The organism is Halobacillus sp. Marseille-P3879 (assembly GCF_900240285.1).
In the GTDB taxonomy this organism is placed as follows: Bacteria; Bacillota; Bacilli; order Bacillales; family Halobacillaceae; genus Halobacillus_A.
This window is the reverse complement of sequence record NZ_OESS01000002.1, coordinates 48,836-70,672: the sequence shown is the minus strand read 5'-3', so window position 1 is coordinate 70,672 and position 21,837 is coordinate 48,836. Positions and strand designations below refer to the sequence as shown.

General features: G+C 39.8%; 19 protein-coding genes. 3 read left to right on the top strand and 16 right to left on the bottom strand.

The window, feature by feature from the left end:
* The first annotated feature begins 59 nt into the window (after positions 1 to 59).
* On the top strand, positions 60 to 923 hold the full coding sequence (locus C1A12_RS08055) for a DMT family transporter (RefSeq protein WP_101843371.1): 864 nt from the start codon (positions 60 to 62) through the stop codon (positions 921 to 923).
* A 40-nt stretch (positions 924 to 963) separates the two neighbouring features.
* Here C1A12_RS08055 and C1A12_RS08050 read toward each other — a convergent pair whose 3' ends face one another.
* A complete protein-coding gene (locus C1A12_RS08050) occupies positions 964 to 2,022 on the bottom strand; it encodes a dipeptidase (RefSeq protein WP_101843370.1) in 1,059 nt (352 codons plus the stop codon).
* A 159-nt stretch (positions 2,023 to 2,181) separates the two neighbouring features.
* The gene (locus C1A12_RS08045) at positions 2,182 to 2,946 is read right to left on the bottom strand and encodes an SDR family NAD(P)-dependent oxidoreductase (RefSeq protein WP_101843369.1); all 765 of its coding nucleotides are present in this window, start codon (positions 2,944 to 2,946) and stop codon (positions 2,182 to 2,184) included.
* 136 nt (positions 2,947 to 3,082) lie between these two features.
* On the opposite strand from C1A12_RS08045, the gene C1A12_RS08040 reads away from it, so the two are divergent.
* Entirely contained in the window at positions 3,083 to 3,721 is a 639-nt protein-coding gene (locus tag C1A12_RS08040; protein ID WP_101843368.1) for a YitT family protein, read from the top strand.
* Between the two features lie 399 nt (positions 3,722 to 4,120).
* Here the strand turns inward: C1A12_RS08040 and C1A12_RS08030 are convergent, their stop codons facing one another.
* From C1A12_RS08030 to C1A12_RS07995, 8 genes are all read right to left on the bottom strand, one after another.
* Positions 4,121 to 6,244 carry a TRAP transporter permease gene (locus tag C1A12_RS08030; protein ID WP_101843366.1) on the bottom strand — a complete coding sequence of 708 codons (2,124 nt, stop codon included), beginning with the start codon at positions 6,242 to 6,244 and terminating at the stop codon, positions 4,121 to 4,123.
* Positions 6,241 to 6,759 carry a DUF1850 domain-containing protein gene (locus tag C1A12_RS08025; protein WP_159462168.1) on the bottom strand — a complete coding sequence of 173 codons (519 nt, stop codon included), beginning with the start codon at positions 6,757 to 6,759 and terminating at the stop codon, positions 6,241 to 6,243. Before C1A12_RS08025 ends, C1A12_RS08030 begins: the two co-directional genes overlap by 4 nt.
* Before the next feature lie 141 nt (positions 6,760 to 6,900).
* Complete coding sequence (locus C1A12_RS08020) at positions 6,901 to 7,905, bottom strand: TAXI family TRAP transporter solute-binding subunit (RefSeq protein WP_101843364.1); 1,005 nt, start codon at positions 7,903 to 7,905, stop codon at positions 6,901 to 6,903.
* Between the two features lie 285 nt (positions 7,906 to 8,190).
* Entirely contained in the window at positions 8,191 to 8,625 is a 435-nt protein-coding gene (locus C1A12_RS08015; RefSeq protein WP_101843363.1) for a hypothetical protein, read from the bottom strand.
* Between the two features lie 46 nt (positions 8,626 to 8,671).
* A complete protein-coding gene (gene dat, locus C1A12_RS08010; protein ID WP_101843362.1) occupies positions 8,672 to 9,553 on the bottom strand; it encodes a D-amino-acid transaminase in 882 nt (293 codons plus the stop codon).
* A 141-nt stretch (positions 9,554 to 9,694) separates the two neighbouring features.
* On the bottom strand, positions 9,695 to 11,098 hold the full coding sequence (locus C1A12_RS08005) for a SpoVR family protein (protein WP_101843361.1): 1,404 nt from the start codon (positions 11,096 to 11,098) through the stop codon (positions 9,695 to 9,697).
* 164 nt (positions 11,099 to 11,262) lie between these two features.
* Positions 11,263 to 11,808 (bottom strand): YhcN/YlaJ family sporulation lipoprotein, encoded by a 546-nt coding sequence (locus tag C1A12_RS08000; RefSeq protein WP_101843360.1) that lies wholly within the window; start codon positions 11,806 to 11,808, stop codon positions 11,263 to 11,265.
* 60 nt (positions 11,809 to 11,868) lie between these two features.
* On the bottom strand, positions 11,869 to 12,318 hold the full coding sequence (locus tag C1A12_RS07995; RefSeq protein WP_101843359.1) for a hypothetical protein: 450 nt from the start codon (positions 12,316 to 12,318) through the stop codon (positions 11,869 to 11,871).
* Between the two features lie 173 nt (positions 12,319 to 12,491).
* Between C1A12_RS07995 and C1A12_RS07990 the strand changes: the two genes are divergently transcribed.
* Positions 12,492 to 12,728, top strand: coding sequence for a YhdB family protein (locus tag C1A12_RS07990; RefSeq protein ID WP_101843358.1), 237 nt, complete (start codon positions 12,492 to 12,494; stop codon positions 12,726 to 12,728).
* 40 nt (positions 12,729 to 12,768) lie between these two features.
* Here the strand turns inward: C1A12_RS07990 and C1A12_RS07985 are convergent, their stop codons facing one another.
* From C1A12_RS07985 to C1A12_RS07960, 6 genes are all read right to left on the bottom strand, one after another.
* On the bottom strand, positions 12,769 to 14,331 hold the full coding sequence (locus tag C1A12_RS07985) for a bifunctional GNAT family N-acetyltransferase/carbon-nitrogen hydrolase family protein (protein WP_101843357.1): 1,563 nt from the start codon (positions 14,329 to 14,331) through the stop codon (positions 12,769 to 12,771).
* A gap of 364 nt (positions 14,332 to 14,695) precedes the next feature.
* On the bottom strand, positions 14,696 to 15,847 hold the full coding sequence (locus C1A12_RS07980; protein ID WP_101843356.1) for an anti-sigma factor domain-containing protein: 1,152 nt from the start codon (positions 15,845 to 15,847) through the stop codon (positions 14,696 to 14,698).
* A complete protein-coding gene (gene sigI, locus C1A12_RS07975; protein WP_101843355.1) occupies positions 15,844 to 16,581 on the bottom strand; it encodes an RNA polymerase sigma factor SigI in 738 nt (245 codons plus the stop codon). The genes C1A12_RS07980 and sigI overlap by 4 nt, the downstream gene beginning before the upstream one ends.
* 345 nt (positions 16,582 to 16,926) lie before the next feature.
* Positions 16,927 to 17,745, bottom strand: a complete 819-nt coding sequence (locus C1A12_RS07970) for a S1C family serine protease (RefSeq protein ID WP_101843354.1) — start codon at positions 17,743 to 17,745, stop codon at positions 16,927 to 16,929.
* 32 nt (positions 17,746 to 17,777) lie between these two features.
* On the bottom strand, positions 17,778 to 19,805 hold the full coding sequence (locus tag C1A12_RS07965) for an ABC transporter ATP-binding protein (protein WP_101843353.1): 2,028 nt from the start codon (positions 19,803 to 19,805) through the stop codon (positions 17,778 to 17,780).
* On the bottom strand, positions 19,805 to 21,547 hold the full coding sequence (locus C1A12_RS07960; RefSeq protein WP_101843352.1) for an ABC transporter ATP-binding protein: 1,743 nt from the start codon (positions 21,545 to 21,547) through the stop codon (positions 19,805 to 19,807). The genes C1A12_RS07965 and C1A12_RS07960 overlap by 1 nt, the downstream gene beginning before the upstream one ends.
* Between the last annotated feature and the right edge of the window lie 290 nt (positions 21,548 to 21,837).

Sequence of the window (21,837 nt, the reverse complement as noted above, 5' to 3'; positions counted from 1 at the left end):
TGTATTAGGATAGTACAGGGATTTTAGCAAAAGCTACAAATGATGGAGGAACTAGACTCATGAGTAACCGAAATAAGGGAATTATTTTATTGCTGATCTCAGCCTTTGGGTTCGCTATGATGGGCGCTTTTGTTAAGCTGTCTGGAGACGTACCCACCGTACAGAAAACACTATTTAGAAATGCGGTCTCTGCTGTGATCGCCTTTGGATTAGTTATTTACCACAAGGAACGACTCTTCGGTAAAAAAGAAAATCAAATACTGCTGCTTTCACGTTCTGCGCTGGGCACAATTGGTATGGTGTTATTTTTTTATGCGATCGATCATCTCGTCCTGTCTGATGCCGATATGCTTAATAAACTCAGCCCATTTTTATTAATTATTTTTTCTGCTGTCTTTTTGAAGGAAAAAGCAAGGCCATATCAAATTATCGCTATATTAATTGCTTTTGTCGGCACTCTTCTTATTATTAAGCCGCAATTCTCAGTAGAATTTATTCCTTATTTAGCAGGCATTTTCTCTGCGGTTTTTGCGGCCGGAGCCTATACTTTATTACGCGTATTAGGCGACAAAGAAAAGTTTTATACAATTGTATTTTATTTTTCTTTTTTCACAACCGTCTCACTTACTCCCTTTACAATTGCCTACTATGAGCCAATGACGACGAAACAATGGATTTATCTTCTGGCTGCTGGCGGGTTTGCAACAATCGGTCAATTCGGATTAACCATCGCTTATAAATTTGCCCCAGCCAGAGAGATTTCAATATTTTTCTATTCCACTGTCGTCTATTCAGCGCTGATTAGTATAGTTTTGTTTGGTCAAGTGCCTGACTGGCTTAGTATACTGGGTTACATTACGATCTTTAGCGCATCGCTTTATATGTTTTTACGTAATAATAAGGAAGCGAAACCTGTTTATTAAAGAAAAGCGATTGTCCCGGGGGACAATCGCTTTTCTTTAGTTATTTCCACGTATCAGCTAGAACTCTATGCCAATTCCGGAAGCATATCCTTTCAATTTCATCATTCGTAAACCCATCCTTTTCAAGAGCCTCAATCAGTTTAGGAACGTCGGTAACGTCATTTATTTCATTAGGAAGAGTGGTTCCGTCAAAGTCAGAGCCAAGAGCAACATGCTCTGCCCCTATTAATTGAACTATATAACGGATATGACTAACAACCTCCCCTATAGGAGTTTCTTGAATCATCTTTCCATCCTTACGAAGCATATTTACACTATATGTAACGCCTGCCACACCATTTGAATCTCCGATTGCCTTGAGCTGCTCATCGGTTAAATTTCGTGAAATTGGACTGAGCGCATATGCATTGGAATGTGTAGCAACTATGGGGGCATTGGAGTGTGCAACAACGTCCCAGAATCCTTTTTCGTTTAAATGGGAGGTATCCAGCATAATTCCAAACTGGTTACTCTTTTTCACTAAAGCTATTCCTTGTTCTGATAATCCAGGACCGATATCACCTGTAGAAGGATAACGGTACGGAACCCCTTGCGCAAAAGCATTCGGCCTGCTCCAAACTAAACCTAAGGAACGTAATCCCTTCTCATAATAATACTCCAAATTGGATAGATCCGGCGAAATGACCTCTGCTCCTTCAAAATGAAGGACAGCAGCCATTTGACCATTTTGGACAGTTTTCTCAAGCTCATTTGAATCTTTTACTACTTTAAAACGATGATTTGAATTGGTTTCTATCTGATAGAGAAGATCGATCATCTCGTCTGTAACCTTTCTACACGCTTCCGGGTCCACGGCTTCAGGAAGCGGTACATCATAGCCTTCCGGGGTCAAAAATTTTTCAGGATCGGGTAGAGATAAACTTGTGTAAGGAGGGGGAAATATAGCAAAAAATCCTCCTTCCATTCCAGAATTTACTGCCCTTTCATAATCAATATGTCCACCACTGAGCGTATTAAAAAAACTTTCTGCATCATTCTTGTGGTTATTATATAGGTTTAATAATGTGTCATTATGACCGTCAAAAAATGAAAATTTCATTATAAAATCCCCCTCTTATCCATTTATTAACTTCTCTACTGCCTATCCAATTACCTCCTCATATCCAGCAGTTTCACTTTCTTTCAGCAAAAGACGAAGGCGCAGATTTTAATTATTCCTGTAAATGTCCTCAGATAATATCAGCATCTCCGAACGAGATTATTGATCAATAAGATCATATAATTTATATACTCTTCCGTTGTCTATTGATTCTTCTTCACTTAAAAGCTTCATTAAGACCTCAGCAACAGCTGAAGGTGAACGAAGCTGTCCTTCTTCTTTCAGTTTTTTAAATTTATCCACATCTGTAAAAGCAGATTCGGCTGCAGCTCTGATCTCCCCCTGCATGTCGGTATCCACTACTCCAGGGCTATATGCAATGATAAAATGTTCACTTCCCGCTTGCTCTTGTTCCATCGCAGCTGTCGCAGTAAATTGATTTATTGCTGCCTTACCGCTGCCGTATATGCTCCAGCCGTGAATCGTTTTCTCAGCTGCTCCTGAAGTTATGTTTATTATTCCAGCATTCACCCCCTGCTCATCCGCTTCTTTCAACAGGCGGTTTATAAACAATATAGGGGTAGTGACGTTAATTTGAAAATGTTTGTTAACTAATGAAGCATCTAATTGACCAACAGTCTCTATCGGATCTATAACCCCGGCATTATTTACAAGATAGACCTTCTCAATATCATTCTGAAAAGCTAAGTACATTACTTTATCAATTCCTTGAGTAAGATCATCGGAATCACTTAAATCACAACGAATATGAGAGTAAGTGACACCCTTATGGTCCGCTTTTCCTTTTAACGTATCGTTATAAGTCCTCGACAGGCCTATCACATGGATACCTTCATTTAAAAATTTGTCAGCTATTGCCTCTCCCAGGCCTCTTGAATCACCAGTTACAATCGCTATCTTCATTCGATATGTCCTCCTTTATAAAGCTTTCATTCCCCCTGGTTTTCCAGCCCAAACACAATCACGTATATACCTTTACAACAACTATCCAAACGTATATGATTGTGAAAGATTCGGTAAACGGACAAAGGAGAAAATGATGAAATACTTATACTTATTTATTATATACTTAGCGGGACTGATAGTTTCAAGTCTTGGGCTTGCGCTAATTATTCGCTCGGGGCTGGGAGTAGGTCCTGGTGACAGTATTGCAGTAGGAGTATCCATGCATACCCCTATTACAGTAGGAACAGTAATGATTATCGCTTTTGTCATATTGCTGCTGGTAAATGCTAAGCTTGAAAGCAAACGCCCTCAATTGGAGTCGTTACTTCCTATTATCGTGAGGGGGACCAGCCTGGATTTTTTTCTATACGGCTGGCTGGGTAACGCAGACTATCAAGCATGGTATTCCCAGTGGGGAATCTTCACTCTTGGACTCCTGGCAACTGCTGTAGGAATTGCAGTATATTTACGTACACCGTTTCCTAGAATTCCACTCGATCACTTTATGATGATTTTAGACCAGAAAACAAAACAATCTAAAAGCACTTCCCGCATATTTATAGAATCCGGTATGGCCTTGATTGGTTTTATGTTAGGAGCACCGGTAGGGATAGGTACACTCATTGTTGCCCTGGGGCTCGGTCCGGTTATTCAATGGGCTTATCAACTTTCGAGACCCGTTGCTGCTATATGGACTGATTCAGCAGCAAGCAAGAAACATGAATCTATTTAAAGGATTCACGTTCAGCTTGTGGAAAAACCCCTGTTTTTCCGCAAGCTTTTTCATGTTCAACAGGCTTCCGTCATCAGCTCCTGTTCTTTCACTTTCTCTTTTCTCATCGATAAATCAACTTCCCCTCATTGGAAAGGCGGTGCCATCAATCCCGCGCTCTTTTCGTTCCCCTACATAATGGCTTGGTTTTTGCTTGTTCTGCGCTAGAAAAGGAGAGGTCCTTCTCTACTTTGGATCAGATTTATAATGAAGATAACCATTACAGTACTTGGAGGCAGACACACACCGAGACTTTCATCGTCCTTGTACTTCCATTGCTTGTCTGATAGCCGCGGCAGACAAAAAAATAAGCCGCCGAGAACTTTCTCGACAGCATGAAAAGTGAACGAATTTATTTTTTTATGCTTCCTGACCATGAGAGGATTTCGGTTTTGCTCTGTATACAGGAACACCTATTTTGTCTCTTTTGAATAGGAATTGAAGGCCCAATAGTATGATAAAGATAGAAAGCCCGATGACATCACTCATCGTACTAGGGTAAATAAGTGATAAACCACCAATGACAGCCGGAATTCTTTCGTACCACTCCACCTTACGGAACCAGTATCCTACCAACCCAGCTCCAATCGCAATCATTCCTGATATAGCTGTGAACAAGATCCATACGAGTTCAAAGGCGTTGTCTACCCCAATCATGAGAAGCTGATTCTCCAGTACAAACATATATGGAATAATAAATGCAGCTATCGCGAGCTTAGCCGCATTCAAGCCTGTCCGTATCGGTTCGGAAGAAGCTACTCCTGAAGCTGCAAAGGCAGCCAACGCTACGGGCGGTGTAATATCCGCGATTATTCCAAAGTAAAACACGAATAAATGAGCAGCCAGGTCTGGCACTCCCAACAATATGACGGCAGGTGCTGCAATCGTAGATGTAATAACATAGTTTGCTGTGGTCGGAGAGCCCATCCCAAGAATAATGGCAGCAAGCATCGTAAAGAACAACGTAAGCAATATTTGTCCATTCGCTAGAGAAACGAGGCTGTTGGCAAGTTTAAGACCTAACCCTGTTTTCGTAACTACACCTACAATGATACCAGCAGCTGCTGTTGCAGCAACTACTCCCAGGGCCGTCCGAGCACCATCAACTAATGCTTCAATGGACTCAGCAAAGTTACCATCATATAAGTAACTTACAAGAACCGTCACCATTCCACCAACAATAAAGGCTTGAACGAGTTCAAAGCCGCCGGTTGCTATACCATAGATGACATAGCCGACAAACCCTACTCCAAATGCAACAATATAGAGCTTACGGAATTTTTCTTTACGTAGTAATCCTACCACGATCGTCGTCAGAATCCCGTAAAGGGCAGCACGCATAACACTCATTCCACTGCTTAGAAAAAGAATGATAGCTACAATAGGCAGCAGCAAGTACAGCTGCTTGAATACAGCTTTACGATTCGGCATCTCCTCTTTATCCATCCCGCTTAAGCCAGTACGTTTGGCTTCAAAATGGGTCATAATCCAAATCCCTGTAAAATACAAAATTGCAGGAATTAAGGCTGCTTTAGCGATCGACCAATAATCTACCCCTATGAATTCAATCATTAGAAAGGCTGCTGCCCCCATAATCGGCGGCATTAACTGACCACCCGTAGAAGCAGCTGCTTCTACTCCTCCGGCAAATTCCCGGCGATAGCCCAACTTCTTCATCATAGGAATCGTAAATGCACCTGAAGTAACTACGTTAGCAACTGAGCTTCCGCTGATGGTACCCTGCAGGGCGCTTGAGAATATGGCTACCTTAGCCGGTCCCCCCGTACGTCGGCCTGCCAATGTCACTGCCAGATCGTTGAAATATTGTCCAACCCCTGTTTTTACCAGAAATGCACCAAATAATAAAAACAAGAAAATAAATGTAGAAGATACAGCAATAGGAGTACCTAATATACCTTCTGTTGTAAAAAACATTGATTGAACTAAATTGTCCACGTCTACCCCTCTATGAATGAGAAAACCAGGCATTTGCCTGCCCCAATAAGCATAGACCAAAAAAAGAATAGCAATTACCGTGATAGGAATCCCTACTGCTCTTCTAGTGGCTTCGAGCACCAGTAACACGGCAGCCACTCCTATATAGAAGTCAATAGTTGTTAAAGCACCGGCCTGGGTCACTATCCTTTCATAAAAAAAGAGCCAGTACGTACCAACTACAAGGCTGAGTAAAACGAAAATCAAGTCATACCATGCGACTTTATTAAATTTTCGGTTCTTCTTTGTAGCAGGATACAACAAGAAAATTAATACCAGTCCAAACCCTACGTGAACGGACCTTAGAATTTGTGCAGGCAGAGGGTGGATCGTAGAAGAATATAGTTGGAATAACGAAAAGGCTAATAACCCTATAAATGCAAGCCTCCCCAGCCATCCGGTTAATTCACGGCCACCGGCATCGGGATCATATTTTTCCATGATTTCTTGTTGCTTTTCTGTAGATATTGCGTTGTTTTCCTCACTCATTTTAGCGTCTCTCCTCTCATCAATTCCCAATTCGATACGTGCTTAGGAGATATGCGGATTACGGAACCAGCTCCTAAGACGTCCTTTAAGAGATAAGAATCATTTTTGTATATAATTGTATGGTCAGCCCGGACTTGTCCGACCGATAAATTGATGAATTCATGAGAACCTGTCAAGTTGGATATATAATACTTCCCATCTTTCATTTCGAATGTTTCTCCTTCACCTGCATTTGAAGGCATGCCTATAGCTGTATCCTCATAAACCATTTCTACAGGATAAAGTTTCTTATCCTTTACTTCATACTCTTCCACAACATCAGATAAGTGAACTGAGTGAGTGAATTTAAGTTTAAAATGGTCCTTCTCCCTTATAGGCATATAGGCATTTGATCCTTGCCGATCGAATTGCTCAAAGGCTACGACTGATCGGTAAGGATAAAATACCCATACAGTCATCATTATCATTCCTGTCAGGAGCAAAGCGGTAATAAGGTAATTAATTTTAAATTTCATACTGATCACCATCATCCAGTAAGTAGCAGTTCATACAGTGATTTCCTGACTATCTTTTACATGAGAAGGGACTGCTCCCAGGTTTATTACATTTAACGCAACTTAACCCGAGACAGCCCCGTAAGACTCTGCTATTTAATGTTATTCTTCACTAATTCCTTCTTCATCGAAATACTTCTGGGCACCAGGATGCAAGTCGACTCCTACACCATCAAGTGCGCTTTCTGCATCAATTAGTTCACCCTTATCATGTGAAATAGCGTCTGTATTTTCGAAAATAGCTTTTGTGATATCGTAGACAATGTCTTCACTCAAATCACTGTGAGCCACAAGCATGGCTTGTACGGCTACAGTTGGAACCGCTTCTTCTAAGCCATATGTTCCTTCTGGTACTTCATCTTCCGCATAATAGCTGTACTCATCCATTAATTCCTGCGCTTTATCCTCAGAAACACTGACAATGTTCACGTCTACAGATGCAGCTAAGCTTTCAACAGCACCAGTCGGAGTACCAGATGTGATGAAGGCCGCGTCGATTGTACCATCCTGAATACCGGTCGTTGAATCACCGAAATCAAGATCACGAGCTTCAATATCCTCATCAATGTCCAAACCATGAATTTCCAAAATGTTGTCTGCATTGGCATAGGTACCAGAACCCGGTGCCCCGACAGAAACGGTTTGTCCTTCTAAGTCTTCTACTGTTTCAATTCCGCTGTCCTGAGTGGTTACAATTTGAATGGTTTCAGGATAAAGGGTGCCAATTGCCCCGAAATCTTCATTTGCTTCGTCGAACATTACTTCCCCTTCTGCAGCATAAGAAGCAATGTCGGTTTGGGTAAACGCAATTTCGCCGTCCCCTTCACTGATTGAGTTCATATTCTCAACGGAAGCACCTGTAGATGTAGCATTAGCTTCTTCTACTCCATCTACGTTATCATTAATAACTTGAGCAAACGTACCTCCAAGCGGGTAATAAGTACCTTCAGTACCACCAGTGAGGACTTGAATGAATTGTTCATCCGCTCCTCCGCCGCCTTCTTCGTCATCGCCGCCGCCATCAGATGTGCCGCCGCCACAAGCGAATAGAATCAGAGAAAGCGTTAACAACATTGAAATAGTTAACAGGCTTTTCTTACTAAACATGATAATTCCTCCCCTTTGTTATTTATGACAACAATTAAATTCAAATTGTTTGGTAATATGTACAATTTGAATTTAAATGAACGCCCGAAAGTGTAATGAAAGTTCACATATACAACACATTTTACATGAAAATCTCAAAATTTAAAATAGCTTTTCATTTTATTGCAAACCTTTATTAAAGTCTAGGAACTGAGTACCATAAAGTAATCTTAATTTTCCAACATATAATTGTCAAGAAATAACAAAGGATGCACCACCTTATGTACACCCTTTGTTTTAGTTAACTTATTTCAATTCCAGATTGGTTAACCCACGTTCTTCCAATTCCTTGCCAAGTTCCTCTTCAATTTGTAAGCGACGCTCTATCATTTCATCTGACAGCGGGACACTTATGTCTCCGTATTCTTCTTTCAACCTCTTCTCAGACAGCTTTTCAATAAGCATATCCCAGAAACTGAATTCTTCATATTCATCTACATATTTCTCAAATAAATGTTTTTCATAATCAGTATGCAGATCATACACTTCAAAAGCTTCCTGGTAGCTGATTTTATCCTCAAGTTCAGCTTCTTTATACTTCGAGAGTACGAGCTCCCTTATTTCTTCAAAGTCCTCATCTAGTTCCATTTTTGTTGAATTGACCATCCATGTTCCAAGGAATACAGATTCTACCAGGGTCTGGTATTGTTTTTCAGTTAATTCAAGGTTAATCTTCTTCATGATAACCCTCCTGCTGATAATGTAAGCAGGGTAATTATATCATAAACTAGACTTCCTTCGCGAAAATGGAAGCAGCCTCGTTAATCTCTGCATCCTTTTCGTATTTCTCCTGCATCTTTCTTGTTACTTTTCCAACCATTCCGTTACTCACAGGTTTTCCATCCACTTTTACAACCGGGGTAACCTCAGCAGTACTGCTTGACAAAAAGAGTTCATCTGCATACTGGATATCCTCCACATGAAAGGCCTCTTCTACAAAGGGGATATTTTTTTCTTTACAAAAATGTTCGACTCTCATCCTTACGCAACCGTGAAGAATATTTTTCTTTGCAGGATGGGTGTACACCTTTCCTTCTTTCACTAAATAGATATTCGACGAACTGCACTCCGTAACCTCTCCATCTTTGTGCAGGATCGCTTCAAAACACCCTTGCTCACTTGCCGTCTGTTTAGCCATCACGTTCGGAAGCAGGTTTAGACTCTTAATATAACACCAATCCCAGCGGACATCTGGTTGAGTAATCGCTGCTACTCCATCACGCATAATCTCCATTTTCCTGGGCAGATCCTGGACATAGGCGTATAAATTTGCTGATGTATTTAAAGGAAAAGCATGATCACGCGGGGCTGAGCCTCTGGTTATTTGTAAGTAAACTTTGGCATCGGTTTTAATATTATTTTTTAATAGAAGTTCCTCTAAATAATTAAACACTTCTTTTTTCGTAAATGGGATTTCGATTTTTACTGCTTCTGCCGATCTGTATAACCTTTCCACGTGTTCATTTATTAAGTAATATTGTCCTTTATATACACGGATCACTTCATAAATGCCATCACCAAATTGCAACCCTCTCTCTTCAAATGGGTAATTTAAATCATCTTTGTGGATAAAACCCTTATGTGTTAAAACGTTATCGTACACACTCATTATACTGCCTCCTTGAAGCGACTTTATTTAAAGACTAGTTTACCAAAAAAACGCAGGACAGTCGTGGTATTCATTAAATCTTCTGAATATGAGACGAATGACCTAAACAGGGTCATCCGAAACTCGGATGACCCTGCAGGATTATAAATATTTCTTCTGCACTCTTTTACCTCCAAAACTAAACGCCACGTCCCGATCCTCTACTTTTGTTTCAATGTGCACTGGACGACCCCACAACTGATAAATGTAAGGTAATGTTTTCTCTAAATATGTTAAATCAAGTTCAACGTCTTCATAGTGATGCTTTAAATAGAGCTCCCCACTCTTCATAAAATCCCCATCTTCTACGGTGATATAAGGAAATCCTCCATTCACCCTCATGGTAACGAGTTGGTCACGTACAGCCTCATGATCTTTATCTGTAATTTTATACTTTTGTCCTTGCTTCTGGAATAAATATAAATCCTCGTCTCTTACAAGATCTTTCGTCAAGTAATTCCGGATAAAGCTTTGATCCGATTCAACTTCCCGTACTTCAAACATCTTTTCCCGTCCCGAACCTGGTTCTACACCGTGACGCTTCATTTCTTCTGTCGGATGATTGTATCGATTCTCTATATCTTCGAAGATTTTCAATCCAAGGTAATAAGGATTTAGCTGTGTTTTAGATGGCTGTACAACACTCGCGTTTAATTTTGCAAAATCAACAGCTTCCCCGCTCGTTAAATCCATTTCTCTAATAATCCGAGCATGCCAGTAAGACGCCCATCCTTCGTTCATAATTTTCGTTTCCAGCTGCGGCCAGAAATACAACATTTCTTCCCGCATCATTGTCAGAATGTCACACTGCCAGTCTTCCAGCTCTCTGCTGAACTGCTCAAGGAATAACAGCAGGTCCTTCTCCGGCTGCGGAGGAAACTTTTTACTTTTTTTGAAACCAGGTTCATCCGGCGACTCTCCCAATTTCCACAAATCGTCGTAGGGTGTCCGTTTCTTTTTCGTCTCACTTGGAGGCTCATCTTTCTGCCATGTTAATTTTGGTCTTACGAGGGACGGATCAATATGCTCCTGAATAGCCAGCACAGCATCCAGGAAAGATTCAACCTCTTCTTTGCCGTGTTTCTTCTCATAGCTTGCAATTCGTTCAGCCGTAGCCGCCATACTCTCAACCATATCCCGTTTGGTGTTTTGAAAACGAGCATTATTTTTAAAGAAATCACAGTGAGCTAAAACATGAGCCACAATTAACTTGTTTTGAATTAAACTGTTGGAATTCAACAAAAAAGCATAGCATGGATTTGAATTAATAACTAACTCGTATATTTTACTTAACCCTAAATCGTATTGAAGTTTCATCTTGTAGTATTGCTTCCCAAAGCTCCAATGAGAGAATCGTGTGGGCATACCATAAGCACCAAATGTATAAATAATATCGTCAGGGCAGATTTCATAATGCATTGGGTAGAAGTCCAAACCAAATCCGTCTGCTATTTCAGTAATTTCGCTGATCGCCTTTTCTAATTCAACTTGATCTTGCGGTTTCAAGTTGCCCCCTCCTTTGAATTACATAGTTATCTATATGAAGAAATACTATCTAAATGAACAAAGAAGGAGTAATTTTCGATATTGAATTTGTGACAATTCCTTAAAGATCCTATTTTCAGCCAAAACAAAAAGTCAGGTTCTCCAACGAGAAGCCTGACTTTTTATTAACCTTCCTGATCAGGGAAAATCCGGTCAACCATTTCGCCAAATTCACGGAAAAAGCCCTCAACCGGCTCTCCTTCTTCCGCATCATTGACATAATTATTTGTTAGATCGACAAAGTCCGGATTAGTAGAAACGTACACGTTATCAATATTTTGATCGGTATTTTTTACTATGTCAGTAATTTGCTTTTCCACTTCATCTGATACTTCATCTGTTCCGCCATCTTGATTGTCCATTTCAGCAGCTACATACGCATTTTCACGAGTTTTCAGAACATAAGCATTCTCAATACCTTCCACATCTTTTGTAATACGGTCTGCTGCACGTTCAGCTACTTCGTAATTTGTATTATGCTGCATGCCGCGGTCATTTTCTTCCCTGTTCTGGGGAGCTTCCGTATTATCTTGATCCGTTGTTCGTTCAAAACGCGTATTTTCTACTCCATCATAATTACCTGTGTTATCCTGTGATTCTTGCTGCTCAGCTTGACAAGCAACGAGTGAAAACGCAGCCAAAAGGCCAATAGTAAATACTTTAATTTTCATTTTTATTTTCCTCCTTCCGTGGTTACACGTAGTATGTGTAAGGAAAGAGGAAATATACGATTAAATCGGCAGCAGCCACCAAATATGTAGAACGATCATGAATATAAGCAGCATAGCGTGAAAAAATAATAAAAAGACGGGAAATAACTTAAATTGATCCTCTAATTCCAGAAAACTTTTCTTTAAAAAAACAATAGCACCAATTAAAGCCATATAGAATAAAACAAACCATAAATGATAATAATTCGATTCTTCTCCAATATTCAGTTCATATCCAATCGCGAAGACTAGCCACGGGATCATATAAGCTGTCACTGATACAGCCATCCACATGGCTTCGTTTCTATGATAAATAATAGTTGTAATTGCAACGAGCAAAGCAAGAAAACCTATAATTTCCGTCATTACCACTAGAGCAGTGAGACCACCTGTGCTTAAAGTAAGTAATACGAATAGAACGAAAGCTGCAGTGCTTCCAAAGTTAACCCACACCCATTGCCGTACCGTCATTGACCCAATTGCTCCTTCCATTTTCCTATCGAATCCCTTCCCAACAATATAATTTAAGTTCTATCCAACAATTAAGATTGTCGATTTTTCCATTCTTGTGAAGAACTCTCTGATTTTTAGTTACCCTTCAAGGAGATAATAAAAACACTCCTTTCCTAGAAGGAAGTGACTTCATGTATCCAGATGACTACGAAAAAGCTCTTCATTATATGATCTGGGGCCAATGGGATGATTTACTCGTCCTAATGGTAAGGACGCGCGATCACTTCTTAGCTAAGAAAATCGAGTGTTTTCTTCACGCTTTTCACTACCCAAACCATGAAGCTTCACTATATGTATCACACGAAAATTTATTACACTATATAGACCACGCCCATGCTGCGACAACCCAAACAGAATATTATGTATAGACTTACCGCCCTTCCCTTGTAGGAAGGGTGGTTTTTTTAATTAAGTCCGCTCAGGTTTAAATTCGGTGTTTACGTTGAAATTCAAATTAAACAAATCTTTTCGTCGATCTTGCAATTGCCGCACGGTTCCTGATTTTCTTTGCCTTCTCAACACTTCAAGGTCAACGTCACCGACTACCACACTTTCGACATTTGGATTGCATTCCCCTACGATTCCGTCCCTGGCGAATTCGAAGTCAGACGGAGTAAAAATTCCTGATTGAGCGTATTGGATATCCATATTTTCGACTTCCGTCATGTTACCGACTGTTCCGGATATTACCGTATACACTTGGTTTTCAACTGCTCTGGCCTGGGCACAATAGCGAACACGCAAATAACCTTGACGATCGTCGGTACAAAACGGGACAAAAATGATGTTTGCTCCCTGATCTACTGCATACCGGGTAAGCTCCGGAAATTGAATGTCATAACAGATTTGAACAGCTATTTTTCCGCAATCTGTGTCAAAAACTTTGACCGCATCGCCTGGCTGAATTCCCCACCATGTTCGTTCATTAGGGGTAATGTGAATTTTATATTGTTTCTCAATGGTTCCATCTCTTCGAAATAAATAAGATATATTATAAATTTGATCATCTTCCTCAACAAAGTGAGAGCCGCCAATAATGTTTACATTGTATTTTACGGATAAATGGGTAAACATTTCAATATACTCTTCTGTAAATTCGGCCAATCTTCTAACCGCATTAGAGGGCACTTTTTCCTCCAGAAAGGACATCAACTGGGTGGTGAAAATTTCAGGAAACACGGCAAAATCAGCGCCGTAGTCAGCAGCTACATCCACATAATATTCGCATTGACGATTAAAATCCTTAAAAGAAGCGATGTTTTTCATCATGTACTGAATAACCATTATGCGGACAGGATGACTTGTCTTAAAATGCCGCTTTGTTCGAGCATGATAGTCAATATTATTCCATTCCATTAATGTAGCGTATTTAGATGAAAGCTCATCATCGGGAAGATAATTAGGATTAATACGCATCACTGCAAAACCATTCATTATTTGGAAGGTAAGGACGGGATCGTAAATATTCTGGTTTCGCACTTCTTCTACATATTCTCTAGGTGACAGCTCGTTTTCGTGTTTGTGATAATTCGGGATTCTCCCCCCGATAATAATGCTCTTCAAGTTATAAGTACGTGCTAAATCTTTTCTTGCTTCATACAACCGTCTGCCGATTTTCATACCTCGGAAATCCGGATGGACCATAACTTCAATACCATATAAATTATAGCCATCAGGATCATGGTTTGTAATATAGCCTTCATCTGTAATGTCATCCCAAGTATGTTTATCGTCGTATTCATCGAAGTTCACAATTAAGCTTGAGCAGCTTCCTATAATGGCACCGTCATACTCTACCACGAACTGCCCTTCGGAGAATTGATACAAATGGCTTTCTAAGTGTTCTCGTTTCCAGGGCTCCATATTAGGAAAACATACCTTTTGCAATTGAAGCAGCTGATCGATGTCTGCGGCTGTAGTGTTGCGTACGATCATTTTTTTCTCAAATTGTGATAAATCCAGTTTAGACATGGTAAAAATCCTTTCTATTGAGTTCATTCTTTTAACGAAACACCTGCTTGATGTATTCAGATGAACAATTTATGCAGTTAAAAATGGTGTCCCTATTAGAGAACTTATTTTGTCTTCTGATAATACCTTAATGAAACTGTACCTATTTGACGCAAAATAGTATATGCAAAATTGTACCCGTGGCATGATATGCGGGCCATACAAGGATTCAAAGGATCATAATACTAGTTCTATTTACCTAACTTTCATTTTAAAATGAAATTCTATCCCCTTCGTTCTCCTATAATCTAATTTTTATTATGTATTCACCATTTCAGCTATAAAAAAACACTTCCATGCAACTGGAAATGTTAAATGTGATAAGTTATCTTTCTTCCTTATCATTATTATTACTTTTTTTCTGGGAAGGGTGGTCTTCATCCTTGTTCTGCTGCCCTTTCCCTTCTTTTTGATCTGAGGGTGCTTCTTCAGGCTTGCCTTTACTCTCCTCATTGGACTCAGGGTTATTACTTGAGTTGTTAGAAGGTGCATGCTCTTTTTCCTTGGGTACAGGTTTCCCATTCTCTTCTTTTTTTTCAGAAGGGTGGTCTTCATCTTTTTCTTTGCTTTGTTTGCCATTTTCAGCAGGATGATTCATCTCTTTTTCTTCATCCTCGGTAGAGTGAGGATCATCCTCTTCATGTTGTGGATGTTCACGCTCGTATTTCTGATCAGGGAGTATTATTTCTTCACCAAAAGGTGGTGCCTCTTCCGTCGATTGTTCAGGAAGATGATCGCTTTTAGAGGAGTTATTATCTCCATAAAAAGATTGAATAATTTCTAAATCATCATCCTCTATTGGTTCTTCTTCCTTAGTCAATGACTGGTCTGACTCCTCTTCTTCCAGTGATTCGGCCATTAGTTGATTGACGGAAGTATCATTGTCTTCTGCCTGCTTCCGGACGTTTTCAGGCACATTATATGACGCCAACATTAAGCCATCTATTTCCTGATCGAGATAATTCTCTATTTCCTGTGAAAAATCTAAATCGTGTCCTTCTATATAGCTTACTCCAATTAGCACTTCCTGCTCCTCTGACATATAACCTTCCTGCTTACTTAAAGAAATCATTTGAAGTGCAACTTCAGAAGCAGGCTTTTTCTTCCAGTCTTCCATTTTCTTTATCATTTGTTCTGCTTCTTCATTAAGCGGATTCAATTGCAACACTTTCATATTATCATTGATTTCCATTTCTACACTTGGGTTGATATCAACATTTACAAAAGCGTATGCTTTATTTTCTTCATGCCAAATATAGGCTGGAAAGAGAGTTAGTATAACAGCCGCAGCAACTGCTGCAAATTTCATGCGGTGAACGACAAACATTTGCTTCATATTTGATTGATTATAAGGTTGAAAGTGGACCTCCATCCCTACAGCTGCTCGCTTTAAGCGTTTGGCTTTATGAAAGGTACCATCACTCGCCATCACGATGGTAAATTTTTTATTTTGCTCCATTACAATACCTTTCCTCACACACCCACACCCTTTAAATATTCTTTAAGATATACATAATCTCCGGCGAGAATGATAACCATTGCAATGATGAATTTCCGATTCCGCTCCAGCGTTTTTTTGCTGACATCCACTTTGCTAACTAGATCCTTCATAGGCAGTCTGCCTTTTAAAAGAACTTGTTCGCGCAATTGTTCATCATTGTAAACAATTCGAGCGACTTGAATTGCTGACTCCCGTGCATCTACATGCTTCGGAGAAGTCTCAGTTAATTCTTCAAAGGTCAGTCCGTAATTTTGTAATTGAGACTGAAATTCTATAATTTCCTCGCGGCGGTACCAGGCTTCTGTTTCAAGCGCAAAACGGTCTTTTGCAGCTTTAATCTCTGAAGGATTCTCCATCTGTTCATCGTCTATATATTCTTCGTCAAGAGACATCATTTTAGGTCGCTTCTGTTCATTGCGAATATAATCGATTACCTTGCGTTTTATGACTAACTTTGCAAATGACAGAAAAGAACTCCCTTTATCACACGAATAAGCGTGAATCGCTTCATTAAAAGCCAATAAGCCGACGCTGAATTCATCATCTTTTGCTGGGTCAATATATCTTTTACATACTTCAGAAACACTTTTGGCGATAAAAGGTTGATATTGTTGCAGGATTTCATTTTTTACTTCGTCGTCTCCCTCTTTGGCTGCTGCTACACGTTCATCAAGGGAAATCTCATTCTTTCTTAACAGGCGGTTGATCAACCTTCATCACCTCCAGCCACTCACATATTTTCGTATGCTTTACAAATTATCTGGGCGTTTTTTTAAAAAATAATTTCAATTAGATTACATTTTTGTATCAACCATTAAAACTGAAGCAATATTTCCTAATTATATAGCAGGTGTGCTTTTAGTATTTAATTGAGCAAGACAATTTTACTTAAAATTCGACGATAATTCCACCACATACGATTTACAGTTTGTTAAATAATGATTTCAAAAAAAGGGTCAAATGTCACACATTCACTCAAGTAGTCTTTGTGTCCCGAACTAACCAAACTTAACTAGTCATATATACCTATTCGAATTAAAAATCAGCCCCCTGCCTCATTCAGGCAAGGGGCTATCACTTTGATCATAATAGTAATCAATTGGAACGGCTACACCCACTCTTCCATAGTCGTCGTGACGGATTGTGGCAAAAACAACAGCTATGACCTCACCGTCTTGATTAATAACAGGACTACCCGAGTTCCCCCTATAAATCGGAGCATCAAGCATTAATACCGGTTTACTCCAGCCGTTTAAATCAGCATACTCAATAATCGTTCCTTCATTAGCAACCCCAGTAAAGCTTAATGGGTTCCCTATAAATGAAAATTTCTCATCTTTTTCAAAAGTGGTTGCCTCAGCCAAAGTTAAATGCGGGAAATCATTCCCTTCTACTTCCAAAACGGCTAAATCAACTTCAGGAAACTCCTTAACTACCTTTGCTTCGTGTAGACCTGAATGCTGAAAGCTGACAGCGATTCTTTTTTCCTCTTCTATTACATGATGGTTTGTTATTACGGTCCCTTTACTATCAATGGAAAAACCCGTTCCCCTGCTTTCTCCTGCTTCTACGGCAACAACTGATTCTTTGTAATCTTTAATTTCTTCATTAGTGGAAAGCTTGGCTGAAGTTACAAGAAAGTCAAATGCAGGAATAGAGAATGTGCTCGGCAGCAGAGCAGCAACCATCATAATAGCAATCAAATAAAACATCCACTTAGGAAAATGTCTTTCATTCCCTTTTTCTTTTTTTTCCTGTGCTTTCCTCAGTGCTTTTCTTTTTTCTTCCTGAACGAGTTCATACATTTCTTCCTCGTCTATCTCTTCATACAAGTCATTATCTATCACGTCTTTTTCTTTGTCACGATCCGTCATTCATCCACCTCGTGAACCAGTATAGAACTGTGTTATACAGCATGTTCCTTCACGGCTCCCCGCTGCATCTTATACATTTGATGATATTTTCCGTCTTGTTTTATAAGTGACTCATGATTCCCTCTTTCAACAATTGTACCACGTTCAAGCACAAAAATTTGGTCAGCCTGCTTAATTGTTGACAACCTGTGAGCAATTACTAATGTTGTTCTTCCCTTTTTAATAACTTCTAATGCTTGTTGAATCAGCTGCTCGGTTTCAGTATCAATATTTGCAGTTGCTTCATCAAGAATAAGAATGGCAGGGTCGAAGGCAAGTGCTCTGGCAAACGAAATCAGCTGCCTTTCCCCCATAGAAAGAGTATCACCATTCTCCCCGACAGGTGTATCAAACTTTTGCGGAAGCTTTTCAATAAACTGGTCTGCACCTACAGCTTTTAAAGAATCTATTGCCATTTCCCGGGAAATATCCTTATCATTCATTGTTACATTCGACAAAATAGTGCCCGAAAAAATAAATGGGTCCTGAAGCACTATTCCCATGTGGCTTCTTATTTGCTGCCTGGACCATTCTTTTATTGGCTGGTGGTCGACAGTAATAGTACCTTTTTGATGATCATAAAAGCGGAATAGAACATTCATAATAGAGCTTTTCCCTGAGCCTGTATGGCCTACAAATGCAGCTGTTTCTCCAGGTCTAACTTTAAAAGATATAGCGTTTAACACATATTCTTCTTTATTATAAGCAAATGAAACATCAGCAAATTCAATGTAACCTCGATAACGTTTCATAGGTGAATCAGAAACGTCATGTCCTTTTTCATTCATCAACTCAAATACTCTTCCAGCTGCCACCCGGGCTTGCTCCAGCTGTGGTAGTTGGTTAACGAGATCCGTTACAGGTTGAAATAAGCGGTTTAAATAATCTACAAAAGCATAAAGTACGCCAGCGGTTACTATCCCTTCTGCTCCTACAGCTCCCGACCCGAAGTACCACAAAAAAGCAACGAAAGCTATATTCCTTAAAACATTCACAAGATTAAATGAGGTTAAAGCACTCAGTTTTACTAGCTTCCGTTCAAACGCAAAATGTCGGTTATTTAACTGTTCGAAATCATTTGAAACCTGATTTTCCTGACGAAACGCTTGGATAATAGACATCCCCTGGATCGCTTCATTTATATTCCCATTCATATCACTAACGGTTGAGCGGACTACGGTATTGTATTTTCCCCCATAATACTTATACACCCGCATCCACACCCATATGATTGGTACAACAGTAAGACAGATCAGCGCTAGTTTGATATCCAGTAAAAACAAAGCGGCAAAAATACCTGCCATGTAAAAAATACTTGTAACAAATGTGGCTAATACTTTCACGTATAATTCTCGTATAGCTTCTGTGTCATTTGTAATGCGTGCTACTATTTTTCCGGCCGGCTGGTTGACAAAGTAAGAAATCGGCAGCCGCTGCAAATGTGCAAACAAATCGTCCCTCATTTTACGAATAATTCGATTCGACGTCTTTTGAAGAATAAATGTATGGATAAATTGAAAACAAGCAGCAATCAATAAAATAAGAACATAAAAAGCAAGAAGCCAGTATATAGAAGGTTGTTCCGGCTTGAAAAATTGATAAAGCTCATGAACTGCTAACTGCTCTGCTTCTGCTTTAACTGTTTCGTCTGGTGTTTCAATCGTTACTATCCCTTCTTCAATAGTCCGACTGCCTGTTAACGGTACACTTTCATCAATAAAATAATAACTGCGGCCGACTTGTAAAATCGAGGCCTCTGATAAGCTGTCCCCTCTGCTGTTTATGCGATCATCCCGTACGTAGAAGTCTCCCTCATAACTTGCTGTCCACTTATTTTCCCTGGAAACCTGATGCCACGTATTTTCAATTCCCACGATGTGTTTATCAATTAAGTGCTTAGCAATAAAAGGACCTGTTAATTCAAGGGCAACCGCTGCAATTAAACAGATCAGACCAATAATAATGTTTCGCTTAAAGGTAAAGGCGTATTGAAATAATTTTCTTTCAGTCGATTGTGCCATTATTCTGCCCCCTCCCTCAGCTGTTGACGCTCATATTGCTTTTGATACCAGCCATTCTTTTTCATTAGCTGCCCATGCTTTCCTTGCTCAATAACTTTTCCTTGATCTAACACGATAATATGGTCGGCATGAGTGACTGCTGATAACCTGTGAGCTGCAATGACTGTTGTTTTGTTCTTTCTCTGTTCACGCAGATGGTGAATAATATTAGATTCCGTTTTACCATCTACGGCTGACATCGCGTCATCCAGTAATAATATTTCCGGCTCCATAATAAAGGCTCTGGCAATACTAATTCTCTGCTTTTGGCCACCAGACAAGGTTACGCCGCTTTCTCCAACCAATGTATCAAGCCCTAGAGGAAGTACTTTCATATCCTCTAGAAAATACGCCAGCTTCAGGACACGGTAAATTTCTTCATCTGATGCCTCGGGACTCCCAAACTGAATGTTTTCTCGAATCGTTTTAGAGAACAGGACTTGCTCCTGAGGTACATACCCTATCCAGGCACGGCTTTTATTTAAGGCAAGGCTGTTTAGATCTACCCCGTTAATTTCTATGGATCCTTTTACTCCGGAATACTCTCTTAGGAATTGACGGATAAAAGTCGTCTTGCCGGCACCCGTTTTCCCCACTACTCCAATTGTTTCGCCCTGATTAATTCGAAGGGTAAGATTTTTAAGAGCTGGTTTTTCCATGTTGGGATAAGTAAAATTAACATTTTTAAACTCAATATACCGGGGGATATCTACGTTTTCTGGAACATTGGGGGAGGTAACATCGGGAGTTTGGCTGAGTGTAAGATTCACCCGGTCTAGAGACGCATTCCCCCGCTGCATGACATTGATAAGCTCGCCAACCGCAAACATAGGCCATATTAACATTCCTAAGTAAACATTAAAGGACACCATCTCTCCTAACGTAATAACATTTTGAAAAACGAGTGAAGAGCCATATCCTAACCCAATCGTATAAGCTATCCCCACTAATACGGTAATTGTCGGTTCAAATAATGCATCAATTTTAGCAACTGCAACATTTTTGTCGTACACATTATGCGTCATTTGCTGAAAGGCGTGTTCGTCATTTTTTTCTTGAACGAATGCCCGGATTACTCTTACACCCCTGACGGATTCGAGTACATTATTATTCATATCACCAAACGCATCCTGTGCTTCCATAAACCTTGCATGAATGACTTTCCCATATTTACTCATAACTACTGCCATCACTGGTAAAGGAAGTAAAGCCGCCAGCGTTAGTTTAAAACTAATGGTAAAACCCATCATTAAAATGATTAAAACCATAAAGATGGTAGAGTCAATCAGGGTAAGTATGCCAAATCCAGAAGTCATCATAATTGCTTTTAGATCATTCGTAGAACGCGCCATCAAGTCTCCTGCTTTATTGCTCTGAAAGAATCTTGGAGTCATTCTCAGGAAATGATTCATAAGCCGGGTACGCATTGTTTTCTCCAGTGTCGCAGCCCCGCTGAATAATGTGTAATCCCATAAATAAGACAGTGTATAACTTAAGAATATAATTACGCCGTAAATAAACAATATATCCAGCAGTTTCCCCATCGTTAATGTATTGAATTGAATTTCATCAATGACGACCCCTACTAATTTTGGAGGAATTAAATCAATGGCACTTACAATAATTAAAGCGACTACAGCAATCGTGTACCTTTTCCAGTATTCTTTAAAAAACCATCCCAGTTTAAATAAAACATCAAACATCTAATCATCCTTTCCGATAGAAGCCCGCCTGGCTAACCGCTTTCCTTCCATTTTTCACTAATTTTCTTTTCTATCTGCTGAAGTTCCATCCTTCTTCCCCTTTCTTGAAAATGATTTATGTAAAGCGGAACTGTCCGCTATACAACAAAAAAAGCATACGTACGTGACGTATGCTTCACTAATTACATATTTCAGGTCACGGACACACGTGACCCTGTCTGTTCGCGCGAAATTGTTTAAAAGAAACGGAGAGGCCACGGCAATATGAAGTTGATGCGTAATACAATCAT